Annotated in this window: 14 protein-coding genes and 1 riboswitch; of the genes, 7 read left to right on the forward strand and 7 right to left on the reverse strand. The window is 57.1% G+C overall.

Going from position 1 to position 15,946, the window contains the following annotated elements; translation table 11 throughout:
- Positions 1-13: 13 nt before the first annotated feature.
- A complete protein-coding gene (locus tag FKCLFG_RS14585; protein ID WP_472613798.1) occupies positions 14-637 on the forward strand; it encodes a 5-formyltetrahydrofolate cyclo-ligase in 624 nt (207 codons plus the stop codon).
- 6 nt (positions 638-643) lie between these two features.
- Here the strand turns inward: FKCLFG_RS14585 and metF are convergent, their stop codons facing one another.
- The 4 genes from metF to metK all read right to left on the reverse strand — a co-directional run bounded on the left by metF (position 644) and on the right by metK (position 4,834).
- The gene (gene metF / locus FKCLFG_RS14590) at positions 644-1,510 is read right to left on the reverse strand and encodes a methylenetetrahydrofolate reductase [NAD(P)H] (protein WP_472613799.1); all 867 of its coding nucleotides are present in this window, start codon (positions 1,508-1,510) and stop codon (positions 644-646) included.
- Complete coding sequence (locus tag FKCLFG_RS14595; protein ID WP_472613800.1) at positions 1,511-1,852, reverse strand: phage holin family protein; 342 nt, start codon at positions 1,850-1,852, stop codon at positions 1,511-1,513.
- 153 nt (positions 1,853-2,005) lie between these two features.
- Positions 2,006-3,457: an adenosylhomocysteinase gene (gene ahcY, locus FKCLFG_RS14600; RefSeq protein WP_472613801.1), complete on the reverse strand. Its 1,452-nt coding sequence runs from the start codon at positions 3,455-3,457 to the stop codon at positions 2,006-2,008.
- Positions 3,458-3,484: 27 nt separating this feature from the next.
- Positions 3,485-3,571: riboswitch (S-adenosyl-L-homocysteine riboswitch) on the reverse strand.
- A 99-nt stretch (positions 3,572-3,670) separates the two neighbouring features.
- The gene (metK, locus tag FKCLFG_RS14605; RefSeq protein ID WP_472613802.1) at positions 3,671-4,834 is read right to left on the reverse strand and encodes a methionine adenosyltransferase; all 1,164 of its coding nucleotides are present in this window, start codon (positions 4,832-4,834) and stop codon (positions 3,671-3,673) included.
- 184 nt (positions 4,835-5,018) lie between these two features.
- On the opposite strand from metK, the gene FKCLFG_RS14610 reads away from it, so the two are divergent.
- From FKCLFG_RS14610 to dapF, 3 genes are all read left to right on the forward strand, one after another.
- Positions 5,019-5,885 carry a lysophospholipid acyltransferase family protein gene (locus tag FKCLFG_RS14610; RefSeq protein ID WP_472613803.1) on the forward strand — a complete coding sequence of 289 codons (867 nt, stop codon included), beginning with the start codon at positions 5,019-5,021 and terminating at the stop codon, positions 5,883-5,885.
- Entirely contained in the window at positions 5,882-6,763 is an 882-nt protein-coding gene (locus FKCLFG_RS14615) for an LpxL/LpxP family acyltransferase (RefSeq protein WP_472613804.1), read from the forward strand. The genes FKCLFG_RS14610 and FKCLFG_RS14615 overlap by 4 nt, the downstream gene beginning before the upstream one ends.
- An 81-nt stretch (positions 6,764-6,844) precedes the next feature.
- Positions 6,845-7,702, forward strand: a complete 858-nt coding sequence (gene dapF / locus FKCLFG_RS14620; RefSeq protein ID WP_472613805.1) for a diaminopimelate epimerase — start codon at positions 6,845-6,847, stop codon at positions 7,700-7,702.
- A 172-nt stretch (positions 7,703-7,874) separates the two neighbouring features.
- Here the strand turns inward: dapF and FKCLFG_RS14625 are convergent, their stop codons facing one another.
- Entirely contained in the window at positions 7,875-9,503 is a 1,629-nt protein-coding gene (locus tag FKCLFG_RS14625; RefSeq protein ID WP_472613806.1) for a tetratricopeptide repeat protein, read from the reverse strand.
- Positions 9,504-9,626: 123 nt separating this feature from the next.
- Between FKCLFG_RS14625 and FKCLFG_RS14630 the strand changes: the two genes are divergently transcribed.
- The 3 genes from FKCLFG_RS14630 to FKCLFG_RS14640 all read left to right on the forward strand — a co-directional run bounded on the left by FKCLFG_RS14630 (position 9,627) and on the right by FKCLFG_RS14640 (position 13,468).
- Entirely contained in the window at positions 9,627-10,934 is a 1,308-nt protein-coding gene (locus FKCLFG_RS14630) for a porin (RefSeq protein ID WP_472613807.1), read from the forward strand.
- 295 nt (positions 10,935-11,229) lie between these two features.
- Complete coding sequence (locus FKCLFG_RS14635) at positions 11,230-12,300, forward strand: porin (RefSeq protein WP_472613808.1); 1,071 nt, start codon at positions 11,230-11,232, stop codon at positions 12,298-12,300.
- A gap of 499 nt (positions 12,301-12,799) precedes the next feature.
- Entirely contained in the window at positions 12,800-13,468 is a 669-nt protein-coding gene (locus tag FKCLFG_RS14640; RefSeq protein ID WP_472613809.1) for a DUF484 family protein, read from the forward strand.
- 174 nt (positions 13,469-13,642) lie between these two features.
- Here the strand turns inward: FKCLFG_RS14640 and FKCLFG_RS14645 are convergent, their stop codons facing one another.
- Positions 13,643-14,389: a HesA/MoeB/ThiF family protein gene (locus FKCLFG_RS14645; RefSeq protein ID WP_472613810.1), complete on the reverse strand. Its 747-nt coding sequence runs from the start codon at positions 14,387-14,389 to the stop codon at positions 13,643-13,645.
- 81 nt (positions 14,390-14,470) lie between these two features.
- On the reverse strand, positions 14,471-15,943 hold the full coding sequence (locus FKCLFG_RS14650) for a S41 family peptidase (RefSeq protein ID WP_472613811.1): 1,473 nt from the start codon (positions 15,941-15,943) through the stop codon (positions 14,471-14,473).
- Positions 15,944-15,946: the final 3 nt, after the last annotated feature.

A 15,946-nucleotide genomic window follows, 5' to 3' on the forward strand; every position in this document is an offset into this window, starting at 1 on the left:
CCACTACTTTCTCATGACAGGTTTCAGCATAACACGCGATTTCGGCAATATTTTAGCGCATGACAAGCCCCCGCTACCTGATGCTGCCGAAGCTGACAAAACCATCCTGCGCCGCAGCCTGATTGCGCTACGGCGCGGCATCGCCAGCGAACAGCGGACGCAGTTTGATCTTGCCATCGGCAGCCACGTCGCCCACTGGTGGCGCGCGCATCCGGTACCGGTGCTGGGAGTTTATTGGCCGATCCGGCACGAACCGGATTTGCATGTTGTATATGCTGAACTGGCCGCGGCAGGCGTGCAGCTGGCGCTGCCGGTAGTGACAATGCCGCACGCGCCGTTGCAATTCGCCGCCTGGACACCGGGCGCGCCGTTGCTCAAGGATGCCTTCGGGGTATCGATTCCGGCAACCATCATCCCGCTGCAGCCGCAAGCGCTGCTGATTCCTTGCGTCGGCTTCACGGCCGCCGGCATCCGACTCGGTTATGGCGGCGGCTATTACGACAGGACACTGGCAAGCACCGCGCGTCCGCTCGCCATTGGCATCGCCTATAGCTGCACCAAAGCCGATTTTTCTGCGGCCGCGCACGATGTGGCGATGGACGCCATCGTCACTGAAAACGGCATGGTGGATGGGTGAAACCCATCACCTATCGTACTTACCGGATGATGGGTTGCACCCATCCACCATAAGCCGTTGCAATATCGCGCTGGTAGGCACCGACTGATTCATCGAGTAAAAATGCAGGCCAGGCGCGCCGCCGGCCAGCAGGCGTTCGCACAATTGCGTCACCACATCCAGCCCGAAAGCCTTGATGGAATCGGTATCGTCGCCGAAACTGGCCAGTTTCAGCCGAATCCAGCGCGGAATTTCCGAGCCGCACATATCCGAAAAACGCATCAGTTGCGAATAATTGGTAATCGGCATGATGCCCGGCACTACCGGCACCCGCACGCCTTGCTTGTGGGCGTTCTCCAGAAACTGGAAATAGGCATCGGCGTTGTAAAAATACTGGGTGATCGCAGCGTTCGCGCCAGCCTGCACCTTGCGCACGAAATTCTGCAGATCATCCTGCGGCGACTTCGCCTGCGGGTGCATTTCGGGATAGGCCGCGACCTCGATATGAAACCAGTCGCCGGTCTCGGCACGGATGAACTCCACCAGTTCGCTGGCATAGCGGAGCTCGCCGGCGCCACCATAGCCGCTCGGCAAATCGCCGCGCAAGGCAACCAGCCGGCGAATCCCGTGCGCCTTGTAATCAGCCAGAATTGCGCGAATCGACTCCCGCGAACTGCCGACGCAGGAAAGATGCGGCGCGGCTTCCAAGCCTTCGCCCATGATTTCAAGCACAGTATCGAGCGTGCCTTGTTGGGTGGAGCCGCCGGCACCGAACGTCACCGAAAAATATTTCGGATGCAACTCGGTCAATTTTGCGCGCGTCGCACGCAGTTTTTCCGCCCCTTCAACCGTTTTTGGCGGAAAAAACTCGACGCTAAAATTTTCTTTTGACATTTATTTCTTCAGAAGGATCGCCGACAAGGCCCAGGAAATGATGCTAAACAACAAAGCGCCGCCCACTGCCGACCAGAAGCCGCCGACATGGAAGCCACTCACCAGACTTGCCACCGCCCAGAACATCAGCCCATTGATGACAAAAATGAACAGGCCCATCGTCAGCACCGTGACCGGCAAGGTCAGCAGGATGAAAATCGGCCGGATCAAGGTATTGACCAGTCCCAGCAGCAGCGCGGCAATTAAAGCGGTTACAAAATTATCGACCCGCACCGAATGCATCAGATAAGGCAAGGCCAGCAGAGCCAGCGTATTGATAAGCCATGAGACGAGTAAAAGCATGACGACCTTTCGGGTTAAATACAGCGCATCAATCAAAAAACAATGGCGCGATTTGGTAGGAGCGCACCCGGGCGCGAACAGTCCTGAAAGGACTGCAACGTAACTAAATAAGAGCCAGTCGCGCCCGGGTGCGCTCCTACAGGGACTGCTGCATCAATACCGATAATGCTCCGGCTTGTAAGGGCCGGCCTTGGTCACGCCAATGTACGCGGCCTGCTCTTCGGTCAATTCAGTCAGCTGCGCATTGAGTTTTTTCAATTGCAGCCGCGCCACTTTTTCATCCAGATGCTTGGGCAGCGTGTAGACGCCGACCGGATACGCGGCGGTGTTGACGAACAATTCGATCTGCGCGATGGTTTGATTGGCAAACGACGAGCTCATCACATACGACGGATGGCCGGTGCCGCAACCCAGATTCACCAATCGGCCTTCGGCCAGCAAGATGATGCGTTTGCCATTCGGGAAAATCACGTGATCGACTTGCGGCTTGATGTTTTCCCAGGTGTATTGCTTGAGCGAGGCGACATCGATTTCATTGTCGAAATGGCCGATGTTGCAAACGATCGCCTGATCCTTCATCTTCACCAGATGTTCGTGGGTCAAGATGTGATAGTTGCCGGTGCAGGTGACGAATATGTCGCCATGTTCAGCGGCATAATCCATCGTCACCACGCGGTAGCCTTCCATCGCCGCCTGCAGCGCGCAGATCGGGTCGATTTCCGTGACCCAGACTTGCGCCGACAACGCGCGCATCGCCTGCGCCGAGCCCTTGCCGACGTCGCCATAACCTGCGATCACCGCCACCTTGCCGGCGATCATCACATCGGTGGCGCGCTTGATGCCGTCCACCAGCGATTCGCGGCAACCATACAAGTTGTCGAACTTGGATTTGGTGACCGAATCGTTGACATTGATGGCCGGGAACGCCAGCTTGCCTTCCTTGTGCATTTGGTACAGACGATGCACGCCGGTGGTGGTTTCTTCGGTTACGCCCTTGATTGCAGCCAAACGGCTGGAATACCAGCCGGGCTGACTCGCCAGACGCTTCTTGATGGAGTTGAACAGGCAGATTTCTTCTTCGGACGCCGGATGCGCCAGTACCGACGCATCTTGCTCGGCCCGCGTGCCCAGATGCAGCAGCAAGGTCGCATCGCCGCCATCGTCGAGGATCATGTTGGCGTATTGGGTCTGCCCTTGTGCGCCATCGGTCCATTCGAAGATGCGATGGGTGAATTCCCAATAATCAATTAGCGATTCGCCCTTGAAGGCAAACACCGGCGTACCGCCAGCGGCAATCGCAGCGGCTGCGTGATCCTGGGTCGAGTAAATATTGCACGAGGCCCAGCGCACGTCGGCGCCCAGCGCTTCCAAGGTCTGGATCAGCACCGCAGTCTGGATCGTCATGTGGATCGAGCCGGCAATCCGCGCGCCCTTGAGCGGCTGGGCAGCGGCGAATTCTTCCCGGATTGCCATCAAGCCGGGCATTTCGGTTTCGGCGATGCGAATTTCCTTGCGGCCCCAATCGGCCAGAGCCAAATCAGCTACGGAATAATCTACGGATGTTGCGGAGGTAGTACTTGTGGAATGGGAAACTGCGGCGTTCATCACGCCCTCCTTTCGGTTAGAAAAAAAGTAACGTGAGCGCAGTTGCGGGAAAAGCCAGCCCAAGCCTGATATCGCTTAACAGAAGTAAGCAACACTGCAACGCTCCTTGGGGGAGTCGGATTATAACCTGATACGCACGGCCGTAGGATGGGTGAAACCCATCGCATATCAACCTACATGATGGGTTGCACCCATCCTACGGCACTACAAATCCTACAACCCGGCCGCTGCGCGCAAGTCCGCGGCTTTGTCAGTGCGTTCCCAGGTGAATTCCGGCTCTTCGCGGCCGAAGTGGCCGTAGGCGGCGGTCTTGGCATAAATCGGACGCAGCAAATCGAGCATCTGGATAATGGCTTTCGGGCGCAGGTCGAAATGTTCCAGCACCAGATGCGCCAGTTCGGCATCGCTGATCTTGCCGGTGCCGAATGTCGTCACCATGACCGAAGTCGGCTTGGCCACGCCGATCGCATACGAAACCTGGATCTGGCAACGTTCGGCCAGGCCGGCGGCGACGATGTTCTTCGCCACATAACGGCCGGCGTAAGCGGCGGAACGATCCACCTTGCTTGGGTCCTTGCCGGAAAACGCGCCGCCGCCGTGCGGCGCTGCGCCGCCGTAGGTATCGACGATAATCTTGCGCCCGGTCAGGCCGCAATCGCCTTGCGGGCCGCCGATGACGAAACGACCGGTCGGGTTGATCAGGTAGCGGGTTTCTTTCAGCCACTCGCTCGGCACCACCGGCTTGATGATTTCCTCGATCGCCGCTTGCTCGATATCCTTGTGCTGCATTTCCGGCGCATGCTGGGTCGACAACACGATGGTGTCGATGGCGACCGGGCGGCCATCCACGTATTTCAGGGTGACTTGCGATTTGGCGTCCGGGCGCAGCCACGGCAGGCGGCCATCCTTGCGCAACTGCGACTGGCGCTCGACGATGCGGTGCGCGTAGTGGATCGCTGCCGGCATCAGTTCCGGTGTCTCATCACAAGCGTAACCGAACATCAAGCCTTGATCGCCCGCGCCCTGGTCAAGGTCAAGCCCCTGGCCGACATTGACGCCCTGGGCGATATCCTGCGACTGCTGGTCGTAGCAGACCATCACCGCACAACCCCGGTAATCAATGCCGAATTCGGTATTGTCGTAGCCGATGCGCTTCAAGGTGTCGCGCGCGACGCGAATGTAATCGACCTGCGCGCTGGAAGAAATTTCACCGGCCAGAATCACCAGGCCGGTATTGCACAAGGTTTCGGCGGCGACCCGGCCGGCCGGGTCTTGCTCCAGCACGGCGTCCAGGATGGCGTCGGAAATCTGGTCGGCGACTTTGTCGGGATGACCTTCTGATACGGATTCGGAGGTGAAAAGATAGGTGTTGGCCATGGCAGGCTCCTTGTAACGATTTTGGCAATGTCGCGGCCAATCCAATGAGCCTGCGACGCTTTAGCGATATTTATAGACCGCCTCGCAAGTTGTCTCTGTTAACTCGGCGGTTACTGCAATGTGATATTTTACGCTCCTTGCCGGCTATCTGTAAAAGCCGCCCTCGTCAACAATGCTCGTTACTTTGTCCTCCATCATGCTCGTCACTCTGTTTCGCCTGCTGTCCCGCCTTCCGTTGCCCATACTGCACGCGATGGGCGCTGCGCTGGGCTGGCTGGTCTATCTGGCCTCGCCCTCGCATCGCCGGCGGCTGTCGGAAAATATCCGCCGCGCCGGCCACGCCGCCCATCGCAGCGCCGCCATCCGCGAGTCCGGCAAAAGCATTCTGGAGCTGGCTTTCGTCTGGTGCGCGCCGCCGGCGCGGGTGTTGCGCTGCGCCACGGTCGAGAATTGGGAGCTGGTGCAGGCCGCGCTCGACGCCAAGCAGGGCGTGATTTTCCTGACTCCGCACCTCGGCTGTTTCGAGATCATCGCCCAGTCCATCGCGGCCAGAACGCCGCTCACCGTGCTGTACCGCCCGCCCCACAAGGACGCGCTGAAGCCGCTGATCGAAGGCGCGCGCGCGCGCGAAAATCTGCTGCTGGCAGCGGCCAATCTGTCGGGAGTGCGGGCCTTGTTCAAGTGCCTGAAAAAGGGCGGCGCGATCGGCTTGCTGCCGGATCAGACGCCGCAGCACGGCGAAGGCGTGTGGGCCGATTTTTTCGGCAAACCGGCCTACACCATGACGCTGTCGGCCAAGCTGCATCAATTGTCCGGAGCGCCGATCATCCTGTCGTATGCGGAGCGGCTGCCGTTGGGGCGCGGCTATATCGTGCGCTTCATCCGTTTCGAGGAAGCGCTGGGCGAAACGCCTGAATCGCAAGCCGCCGCCATCAATCGCGCGATGGAAAAATTGATTGCGCGTTGCCCGGCGCAGTATTTCTGGAGCTACAACCGCTACAAAGTCCCGTCCGGCGTGGCAGCGCCAGAAACCCCGCCGGAGCAGGCATGAGGCTATTGCTGGGCGTGATGTGGCTGCTGCACTGGCTGCCGTTGCCGCTGCTGGGGCGACTGGGCGAAGCCATCGGCAGCGTGCTGTTTGTGTTGCTGAAGTCGCGCCGCCATATCACCTTGACCAACTTGCGCCTGTGCCTGCCGGACTTGAGCCAGGCCGAACGCAAAAAAATCGCCCGCCAGCATTTCCAGGCGTATGCGCGCAGCATTCTGGAACGCGGCATTCTGTGGTGGGCCTCGGAAGCGCGCCTGCGCCGGCTGATCCGGGTAGTGCCGCAGGTGCCGCTGGACGCGATTGCAGCCCGGCCGACCATCCTGCTGTGCCCGCACTTTGTCGGCCTCGACGTGGCCGGAGTCGCGGTGATGCTGGAATCCTCGCTATGCTCGATCTATACCCCGCAACGCAATCGGCAGTTTGACGCTGCGTTGCGCCGGGGCCGCTCGCGCTTTCGGCCGGTGCAACTGTTTGCGCGCAGCGAAGGCGTCAAACCGATCATCCGCGCGATGCGGCAGCGGGTGCCGTTCTTCATGCTGCCGGACATGGATTTCGGCGCCAGGGATGCCGAATTCGTGTCGTTTTTCGGCATTCCCGCCGCCACCCTGACCGCGCCGGCCCGGATTGCCGGCATAACCGGCGCGCAAGTGATCCCGGTCATCGCCACCTATCTGCCGCATTACCAGGGCTGGAAGGTGACGTTTTATCCGGCCGTGGAGAATTACCCGGGCGAAGATCTGATTGCGGCCACCCGGGCCATGAATGCCTTCATCGAACAGCGCATCCTGGAAGCTCCGGCGGAATATTTCTGGACCCACAAACGCTTCAAGACGCGCCCGCCAGGCGTGCCGAGCGTGTATGCACCAGAACCGTCAAATTAAACATACTTACCAATGTATTTTTAAGTTATGCACAGTAAATATGCGGCAATATCATAATTTTTACATATACTCCCATACAAAATGAAACTTAAATTCACCAAAATGCACGGCGCAGGGAATGATTTCGTGGTGATCGACGCGATACATCAGCAGATCGATTTCACGCCGGCGCAGTGGCAATTCATCGCCGACCGCCGTTTCGGCATCGGCGCCGATCAGATGCTGGTGGTGGAACCAGCGCCAACGCCGGAAGTGGATTTCCGCTACCGGATTTACAACGCCGACGGCGGCGAAGTCGAGCAATGCGGCAACGGCGCGCGCGCCTTCGTGCGCTTCGTGACCGAAAAAGGCTTGACCGACAAGCGCAGCATTCGGGTGCAAACGCTGTCCGGCGTGATCGAACCGCGGCTCGAAGCCGACGGCCAAATCACCGTCAACATGGGCGCGCCGGTATTAGCCCCGGCGCAAGTGCCGTTCGACGCCCGCGGCCTGCAAGGCAAAACCGAGGGCAGCGACACGCTGTGGCCGCTGGACATCAATGGCGCGATTGTCTGGATATCGGCCGTCTCGATGGGCAACCCGCATGCGGTGCAAGTGGTGGCGGACGCGGAACTTGCGCCGGTCGCTGCCGACGGCCCGCAGATCGAGCATCACCCGCGCTTCCCGAAACGCGTCAATGCCGGCTTCATGCAAATCGTCGACCGGCACCACATCAAATTGCGCGTGTTCGAGCGCGGCACCGGCGAAACGCTGGCCTGCGGCACCGGCGCTTGCGCAGCGGCGGTGGCCGGCATCCGGCGCGACCTGCTGGATTCGCCAGTGCAAGCCAGCATGCGCGGCGGCGAACTATCGATCGCCTGGGCCGGCCAAACCGAGCCGGTAATGCTGACCGGCCCGGCAGTGACGGTGTTCGAGGGCGAAATTGAGATACCTGAATAGAAGTGCTGGCCTGCCAAGCAAGCCGAAGTGATACGGTTTTGTAGGAACGCACCCGGGCGCGACTGGCTTTTATTCAGTTCTGATATCAGTCCTTTCAGGACTGTTCGCGCCCGGGTGCGCTCCTACCGAAACGGATTCTGTCATGGAATATTTTTCGTGTCTTTCGTGAAACTCAATCATTCCCAACCAAAGCCTTCAGCCGGTACTGGCGCTGGCGGTAATTGCCTTCCGGCCCGCCCGGGCCGGAATCGACATCCTCGAAAATCCGCTTGATGCGGCGCAGCGCTTGCAATTCTTCGGCGGTTTGCAACAGGATCAGACGGCGCTTGCTGCGCGCATTCTGGGCCCGGATATCGACTTGCAGACAATGGCCGCAGTCGGCCAGATCCAGATCAATCAGCAAGGCTTCCGCCCGCGACAATCCAAACAGCGCCGCCAGTTCGATGCGCGCGGCCAGAAACGGATGGGCTGCGATCATGTCGCGGGTAAGCTGCCGTTGCGCTGCCAGCGCCCACGGCGCCGGAGTCGCCGGGGTCGCGACTTTGGTCAGCAACAACAAGGCTTCCCGACTGCCTTGCGCCGCCGCTTTTTGCAGCCAGTAGGCGGCGCGCACGTCGTTCGAGATGGCCTCGCGGCGGCTGCGCCAGGCGCTGGAACCGCACTCCAGTTGCGCCGCGCAATGCCCCATTTCGGCCGCCTGCTCCAGATAACGCCTGGAGTCAGGCAGGCTCCGCTGCGAAAACTCCGCCTTCAGGTATACCCGCGACAAGGCAAACCAAGCCTCGGCCGAACCTTGCTCGCCGGCCTGCGTGAGCCAGAATATCGCTTTCTTGTAATGCGCCGAACCCGGCGCCGACGTCGCCCGCGCACCATCCGGGTCGATCCGGGCCAGCCACAAACCGAGCGCCAACTGGGCCGCACGATCGCCCGCATACGCGGCCAGCTCCCAGCAGCGCTGCATCAGCACAACGTCTGCAACACCGGCATGCGCAGTGCCGGACAGCGCCTGTCCGGTGCGCGACAACAATGTCACGTCCGCCGCCGCCATGTGCTGCACCTGCGCCTTAAGCACATCCGGCGCATCCACCGCAACAATATGCGCGATGCCGCTGATCAGCGAGCGCGCCAGCGGCAATGCGCGACGCAGAAAGCCGTTCCAGTCCGACGCCGCCCAGGCGTGTTCGGCCAGCACCTGCTGCGCTTGCGCCACGCCGCCATCGGCAGCACGGCCGGCCCACACCAAAGGCGTCTCTTCCGGCCCCTGCGGTGGCAGCGTCAGTGTCAGAGGCTGCAGCAACGACGGCGCCGCCGCCGGCGCAGGGTATTGCGACGCCGCGCGGATGCCGGCCTGCTGCGCCAGCAACCATTGCGCCTCGGCTATGCCAGCCTGCGCCGCCGCCTGTAACGCCTGCAACGCCTTGTCGCGCAAGGCCGGGTCCGGCGCGCTGGCGGGCTTCAAATTGGACGTTAAATTGGACTTCAGCTCCGGATCCAGCAGCAGACTGGCAAACACCAGCCCCGCCGGCAGCACCCCGGCATCGAGGGCGCGCTCGTACCAGACCAGATAAGACAGCGGCTTGGCAGTCCGGCGCACCGTCTCGAAGGGAATATGGTTGCCGATCAGCATCCATGCGGCGCTCTCGCCCTGATGCGCGGCCCGGTCCAGCCAGTGCAACGCGGTCGTCAGGCTCTGCGGCAAGCCGCCGCCGCCAAACAGGTAGCGCGTACCCAGCGCCAGTTGCGCGGCAGCATCCCCGGCGCGCGCGCCCCGGATCATCGCCAGCTCTTCACGTGTGGCCATAATTACAGTCCTGCCTAAAAATAATGCATCTAAAAAACCACCCTATCGACAAGGCTTGGAAGGTAAGTATTAAATAAAATCACAGAAAAACGTATTTTTAAAACAACAATTTACCACGCCTCCATGCAAGTCGCCCACCAGGAAAAATTACGAATTACACACAAGCACAAAGACGTCGCAGCACAAAGAATATCAAATGTAACGAAATGTGTTTCAGAAAAACCACAACTCCAGATAATTAGAGGTATTTATCAAATGCAACAAAAGCCAAAATACCAAACCAACGGCGGTGATGCAGTTAAACCATATCTTCTAACCCATCCGCAACAAACGGATCACCAAACAACAAATTCCATTTTGGAGATACAAGTGAAAAAGACCCTCATCGCATTGGCAGTACTCGGCTCTATCGCCGGCGTAGCACAAGCACAATCTGCAGTTACCATCTACGGCATTGTCGACGTCGGCATTGCGCATGAAAACAACGGCAACACTTCTGTCACCAGAATGGATAGCGGTAATTTGAACGGCAGCCGCCTCGGCTTCAAAGGCACTGAAGACCTAGGTGGTGGTCTGTCCGCGCTTTTCCAAATCGAAAACGGCTTTAACGCTGACACCGGCGCGCAGGCAGATACAACACGCCTATTTAACCGCCTGGCTTTTGTTGGTCTGAGCAGTGGTTTCGGCACCGTCAAGCTTGGCCGCCAAAACAACCCTGTCTACGCTAACGCATCAACTTTCGATCCGTTCGGCGATGCGCTGGCTGGCGACTCAGCACGCTTGTTCAGCTATAACGGCAACCGTACCGACAACCTGATCACTTACAATTTCGCCGCCAATGGCTTCCGTGGCGAGTTGCAGTATGGTCTGGGCGAAGTTGCTGGCAACTCATCCGCCAATCGCACAATTGCGGGTTTCGTCGGCTACAAAAATGGCCCGATCGACGTTGTGTTGACGCACCAGAATATTAAGAACTCAGGCTTTGTACCAGCAGCACCTGCACTGATACCTGCTGGCGACGCCAACACCACCAAGATGACATTGCTGGGCGGCAATTACAATTTCGGCGTGGTTAAAGTCTTTGCTTCCTATGCATGGGAAAACGACGTTGTAGGTACTGCAGCTGCTCCAATTCGCGATCAACGCGACGCACTGGTTGGCTTGACCGCACCGATCGGCGCAGCAGGCACCGCCATGATTTCCTATGTCCGTAAAACGGATAAGTCCTTCGACAACGCCGATGCGCACCAAATTGCCATCGGCTACACGCATGCACTGTCCAAGCGTACCTCTCTGTACACCAGCTACGGTATATTGGATAACGATGGCGCAGCTGCCTATAAAATTTCTGCCAACAACACGGCTACTGCCGCTCAAGCTGCTGGCCAGAAAGACAAATTGTTCAATGTCGGTATCCGTCACTCGTTCTAATCGTTTAACGGCCTAGATTAGGCTTTGCACGATTTGAATCTCAGTAAAAAAGCGCCCATGGGCGCTTTTTTACTGGGTAATTTCGTCTATCTCCGTACCGTGCCTGGCGCAGACTTACCATACGCATGTAACAAAAAAACCACACTCGTCAGGCAATTTAAATTATTTAACAAAATTTTCCTGATGCGCCGCACCAATCTTCTATCACTTCACCTGATAAATCATAAGGTAACGACCATATTCAGCTGATTTGAATATTTGGAGCAGCATTCCTCTTTAACTAAGGACGAACAAAATGAAAAAAACACTCATCGCATTGGCAGTGCTGGCATCAGTAGCCGGCGTAGCGCAAGCACAATCAGCAGTCACCATCTACGGTAAAGTGGATCTGGGCGTCACCAAATTGACAGGCGACACGACAGACCTGGGCTTGAACAACGCAGCGCAAATGCAAGCCAACCACGCTAGCCGTATTGGTTTCAAGGGTACTGAAGATCTGGGCGGCGGTTTGTCCGCACTGTTCCAAATTGAAAACCGTTTCAATGCTGACACCGGCGCAGTATCACCTGGAAATTCATTGTTCAGCGGCCCAGCATTCGTTGGTCTGGCTGGTGGTTTCGGCGCGGTTAAAATGGGCCGTAACTGGAGCACCATCGACAGCGTAAGCACCGCAGCAATCGATCCGTTCGAAGGCGACGGCATCGGCGCTATGAATACAGTAACGCGTGCTCGCATCAACAACTCGATCACTTACTACACTCCAGAAATGAGCGGATTCGGTGGTCAAGCGCAATACATTCTGGGTGAAAAAGCAACGACTCCCCTCAATGCCTTGGGTCAAACTTTCGTTCAAGCTGGCACGGACAATGACGGCTACGCTGTTGGCGTGAACTACAACAACGGCCCGATCTACCTCGGCGCTGGTTATGGCGTTGAAGAAAACACCGACAGATCGAATATCTGGGCTGTTTCCGGTTCGTATGCATTTGGTCCAGCCAAAGTTGCTCTCGGCTACGATCAGCGTGAAAACAAGGTAGTTAACGGTATCCGGGTTTCTGGTCAGCCAAAAGCCAAGAATGCAGTTGTTGCACTCACTTATGGCATCGGTGCTGGCTTGATCAAAGCTGCCTACAACCAAACACGCGATGGTGTGGATAACACGACCAACCTTGTCGATGGCCCTGTAGCTCTCGGCGGCGCTTTTGACAAGATCCAGAAATTGTCGATCGGTTATCAACACAATCTGTCCAAGCGCACTTCGCTGTATGCTGACGTTGCACGCACCAAGTACACTCTGGACAACGCAGTGGGCAGCGACAGCCGCTCAGTAACTGGCGTTGGCTTGGGTGTAACACACAACTTCTGATTATCTGAAGACATGACTTGATCGCTTGCCAGGCACAGCAATGTTCTGGCAGCGATTGAGTTGATGCTTCGATAAACCACAAGTTGAACGGGCGCAGACGGGAAACCATCTGCGCCCGTTTTATTATTTGGGCATTCGTAAAACCAAGTTGGCAATCAATCGGATGATCCCGCTGTTTGCCTGACTTTCCAAGCCGCGAATTCAGATGGGCGTAGCCCGTACCGTGCCAGTGCGCCCTCGAGCAGTCGGCGCAATTCCTCGACGATTAGCGCTTGCACGTTCTCGCGATTGGGTTCTTCTACATGCGCGGCAACACTCTGCCGAATGACTGAATACTTTTCAGTAAGTCGTTAGCGGAAGGCATAGTATTTTTTGGCGCAGTTTGTTTAGGCGATGGCGCGATTGTGGCGCAGTTCGCCCCACCTAATTTGCATCTGCCCGAAACGCCGATATACTGGGCAAACTGCATCTTCGCTGCCACTGCCTTAAAGACGATCCCATGACTATTCCGCTTGACTCCCATTCTGTTGCGCAATTTCTGTCAAACACGCCCAGTTTTTTTGAAGAGCATGCGGTCTTGCTGGGGCGGATACGGCTGTCGAGTCCGTTGACCGGGCGCGCGCTGTCTTTGCAGGAGCGCCAGATGGAAGTGATGCGCGAAAAGTACAAGGTGCTGGAGCTGCAGCTATCGGATTTGCTGCACCACGGTCAGGAAAACGATGCGATTGCGCATAAGTTCCAAAGCTGGACGCGGTCGCTGCTGCAAGCGCGCAACGATGTCGATTTGCCGCATGTGCTGGTGACCGGTTTGCAAACCGTTTTCGACGTGCCGCAGGCTACCTTGCGGCTCTGGCGTGTAGCGCCGGATTACGCCCATGCCTGGTTTGCCGAGGATGGTGCAGGCGACGCGATGATTTTTGCCAGAAGCCTGACCGCGCCCTATTGCGGCGCGAATAACGATTTCAATGCGGTGCGCTGGCTGGAAGACGCCGCCAGCGTGCAATCCACCGCGATCATCCCGCTGCGGCTCGGCAGCGCGCCGGAAACCTTCGGCCTGCTGGTGCTGGGCTCAAGCGATCCGCAGCGCTTCGCCGCCGGCATGGCGACCGATTTCCTGAGCGAAATCGGCACCACCGCCAGCGCCGCGCTGACCTGCCTGCTGGATTGAAGGCGGGTCCGCTCAAATTCTAAATGCAACATTTTTTAAGAAAAATGGTAACTATCAACGCCATATTGGGTAATTGATATTGGTTGACGAAATAAAACAATTTCATTTGAATGCAAAAGAGCGGTGCACAATACTTTCAATGGGTATGCAGCATTCCGATGGAAACACCGAAAATCAGTGCGCACAAACCGTACAGTGCGGATTGCGGTGAATTGCGATGCTGGTCCATTCCATGTCGCGTGCATCGAGCAGCAATAAGCGTCCCGCCAGGGAGACGCCTGTTGCTGAAATCAATTTTAAGGCTTCCGCCGCCTGCATCGATCCTATGATTCCTACCAGGGGTGCAAATACGCCCATGGTCGAGCAGCGGATTTCTTCATATTGTTGATCGGGCGGGAACAAGCAGGCGTAGCAAGGGCCGTCAGCTTCGCGCTTATCGAAAACACTGATCTGACCATCGAACTTGATTGCCGCTCCCGATACCAAGGGAACCCGGTTGACCACGCAGGCATGGTTTATTGCATGGCGGGTGGCAAAATTGTCGCTGCAATCGAGGACAACGCTTGCGCCCGCAACCAATTCCGCCAGCCGATCGCCTTGCAAACGTTCATTGAGGGCGATTACGCTCACTTCAGGATTGATCTGCGCCAGGGTTTTTTGCCCGGAAAATACCTTGGCTTGGCCGATGCGCCCGGTTGTGTGCAAAATTTGTCGCTGCAAATTGGTTAGGTCAACCGTGTCATTGTCGACCAAGGTGATGGCGCCAACGCCGGCGGATGCCAGATAGAAAGCGGCAGGCGAACCCAGTCCTCCTGCGCCGATAATCAGCGCGTGGGCTGCCAGGATCTTCTCCTGCCCATCTATGCCGATTTCATCCAGCAGAATATGTCGTGAATAGCGTAACAGTTGATTGTCGTTCATCGTGCGGCGAGATAGGTGTAATGCAAGAAGTGATGCCCACAAAAAAGCCGCATTGCTGCGGCGTTTTTTGGGTGCTAGCGATTATTTTTTCTTGTTGACATCAGCTTTATCGGCTTTGTCGGCTTTGTCACTTGCCGAACTACCGGCAATTTCGGGCTTGACCTTGGCGACTTGCACTGGCAATCCTTTGAGGTGATTCATTGCCTGTGCCAACTGGAAGTCATCCGGGCCGCCATACTCAAGCGGCTTGCGTTTTTTCTCAAGAGCAATCAGGCGTTGTTCTTCTTCCAGCGCATCGCGATTAGTGTTGACAGCATCAGCTTGCTTGACCGTATCGCCGTTGGTCAAATGCTTTTGAAGATCGGCTTCGCGCAGTCGCAAACCGTTCAGGCCATCGCCATCTGCATATTCTTCCACCAACAAGTCGGGAACGATTCCCTTGGCCTGGATAGAGCGGCCATTCGGGGTGTAATAGCGTGCGGTAGTCAATTTCACCGCAGTATCAGCCGACAATTGCCGGATGGTCTGTACCGAGCCTTTGCCAAATGTTTGGGTGCCCATGATGGTTGCACGCTTGTAATCCTGCAACGCACCCGCCACGATTTCAGAGGCTGAGGCAGAGCCGGTGTTGACCAGCACCACCATGGGCACCTTCTTGATCGCCTCCGGCAGTTTGGAGAGCGGATCGCCTAATGCTCGGGATGCATAATATTCGCGCTGGGCATAGAAAGTTGCCTTGGAATCCGGTAATTGGCCGTTGGTGGATACAATCACCACATCTTTGGGCAGGAATGCTGCGGAAACGCCAATTGCGCCAGGCAATACGCCACCCGGATCATTGCGCAGATCCAGTACCAAACCTTTCATGTTCGGCTCCTTGCTGTACAAATCGTCAATTTTTTTGACAAGGTCATCTACCGTCGGTTCCTGGAACTGTGCTACGCGCAACCATCCATACCCAGGCTCAATTATTTTAGCTTTAACGCTCTGGACGTGGATTTCTTGTCGAACAATTGCGATGATCAGCGGTTTGTCTTCATCCTTGCGCGCGATAGTCAGCGTGATTTTGGTATTCGGCTCGCCGCGCATTTGCTTGACGGCCTGCTCGAGTGTCATGCCCTTGACCGGCGTTGAGTCGAGGCGGGTAATCAAATCGCCGGCCTTGATTCCGGCGCGATAAGCGGGGGAATCTTCGATCGGCGAAATGACTTTTACATAACCGTCTTCCATCCCTACTTCAATCCCAAGGCCGACAAATTTGCCTTGGGTGCCCTCACGCAATTCCTTGAATGACTTCTTGTCCAGATAGGATGAATGCGGGTCCAGCGACGCGACCATGCCCGATATGGCTTCAGTCAGCAGCTTTTTATCTTCTACCGGTTCGACATAGTCGGATTTGATCAGGCCGAAGACATCGGCCAGCTGGCGCAATTCCTCATACGGGAGCGGCGCGCTTACTGACTTTTGCGCAAGTGCAGAAAACTGCATGGATGCGGCTACGCCGGCAATCAAACCGAGACTGATCAGACCGAAATTTTTGAGTTTGCTGCCCATGTA

The organism is Gelidimonas denitrificans, assembly GCF_055694065.1.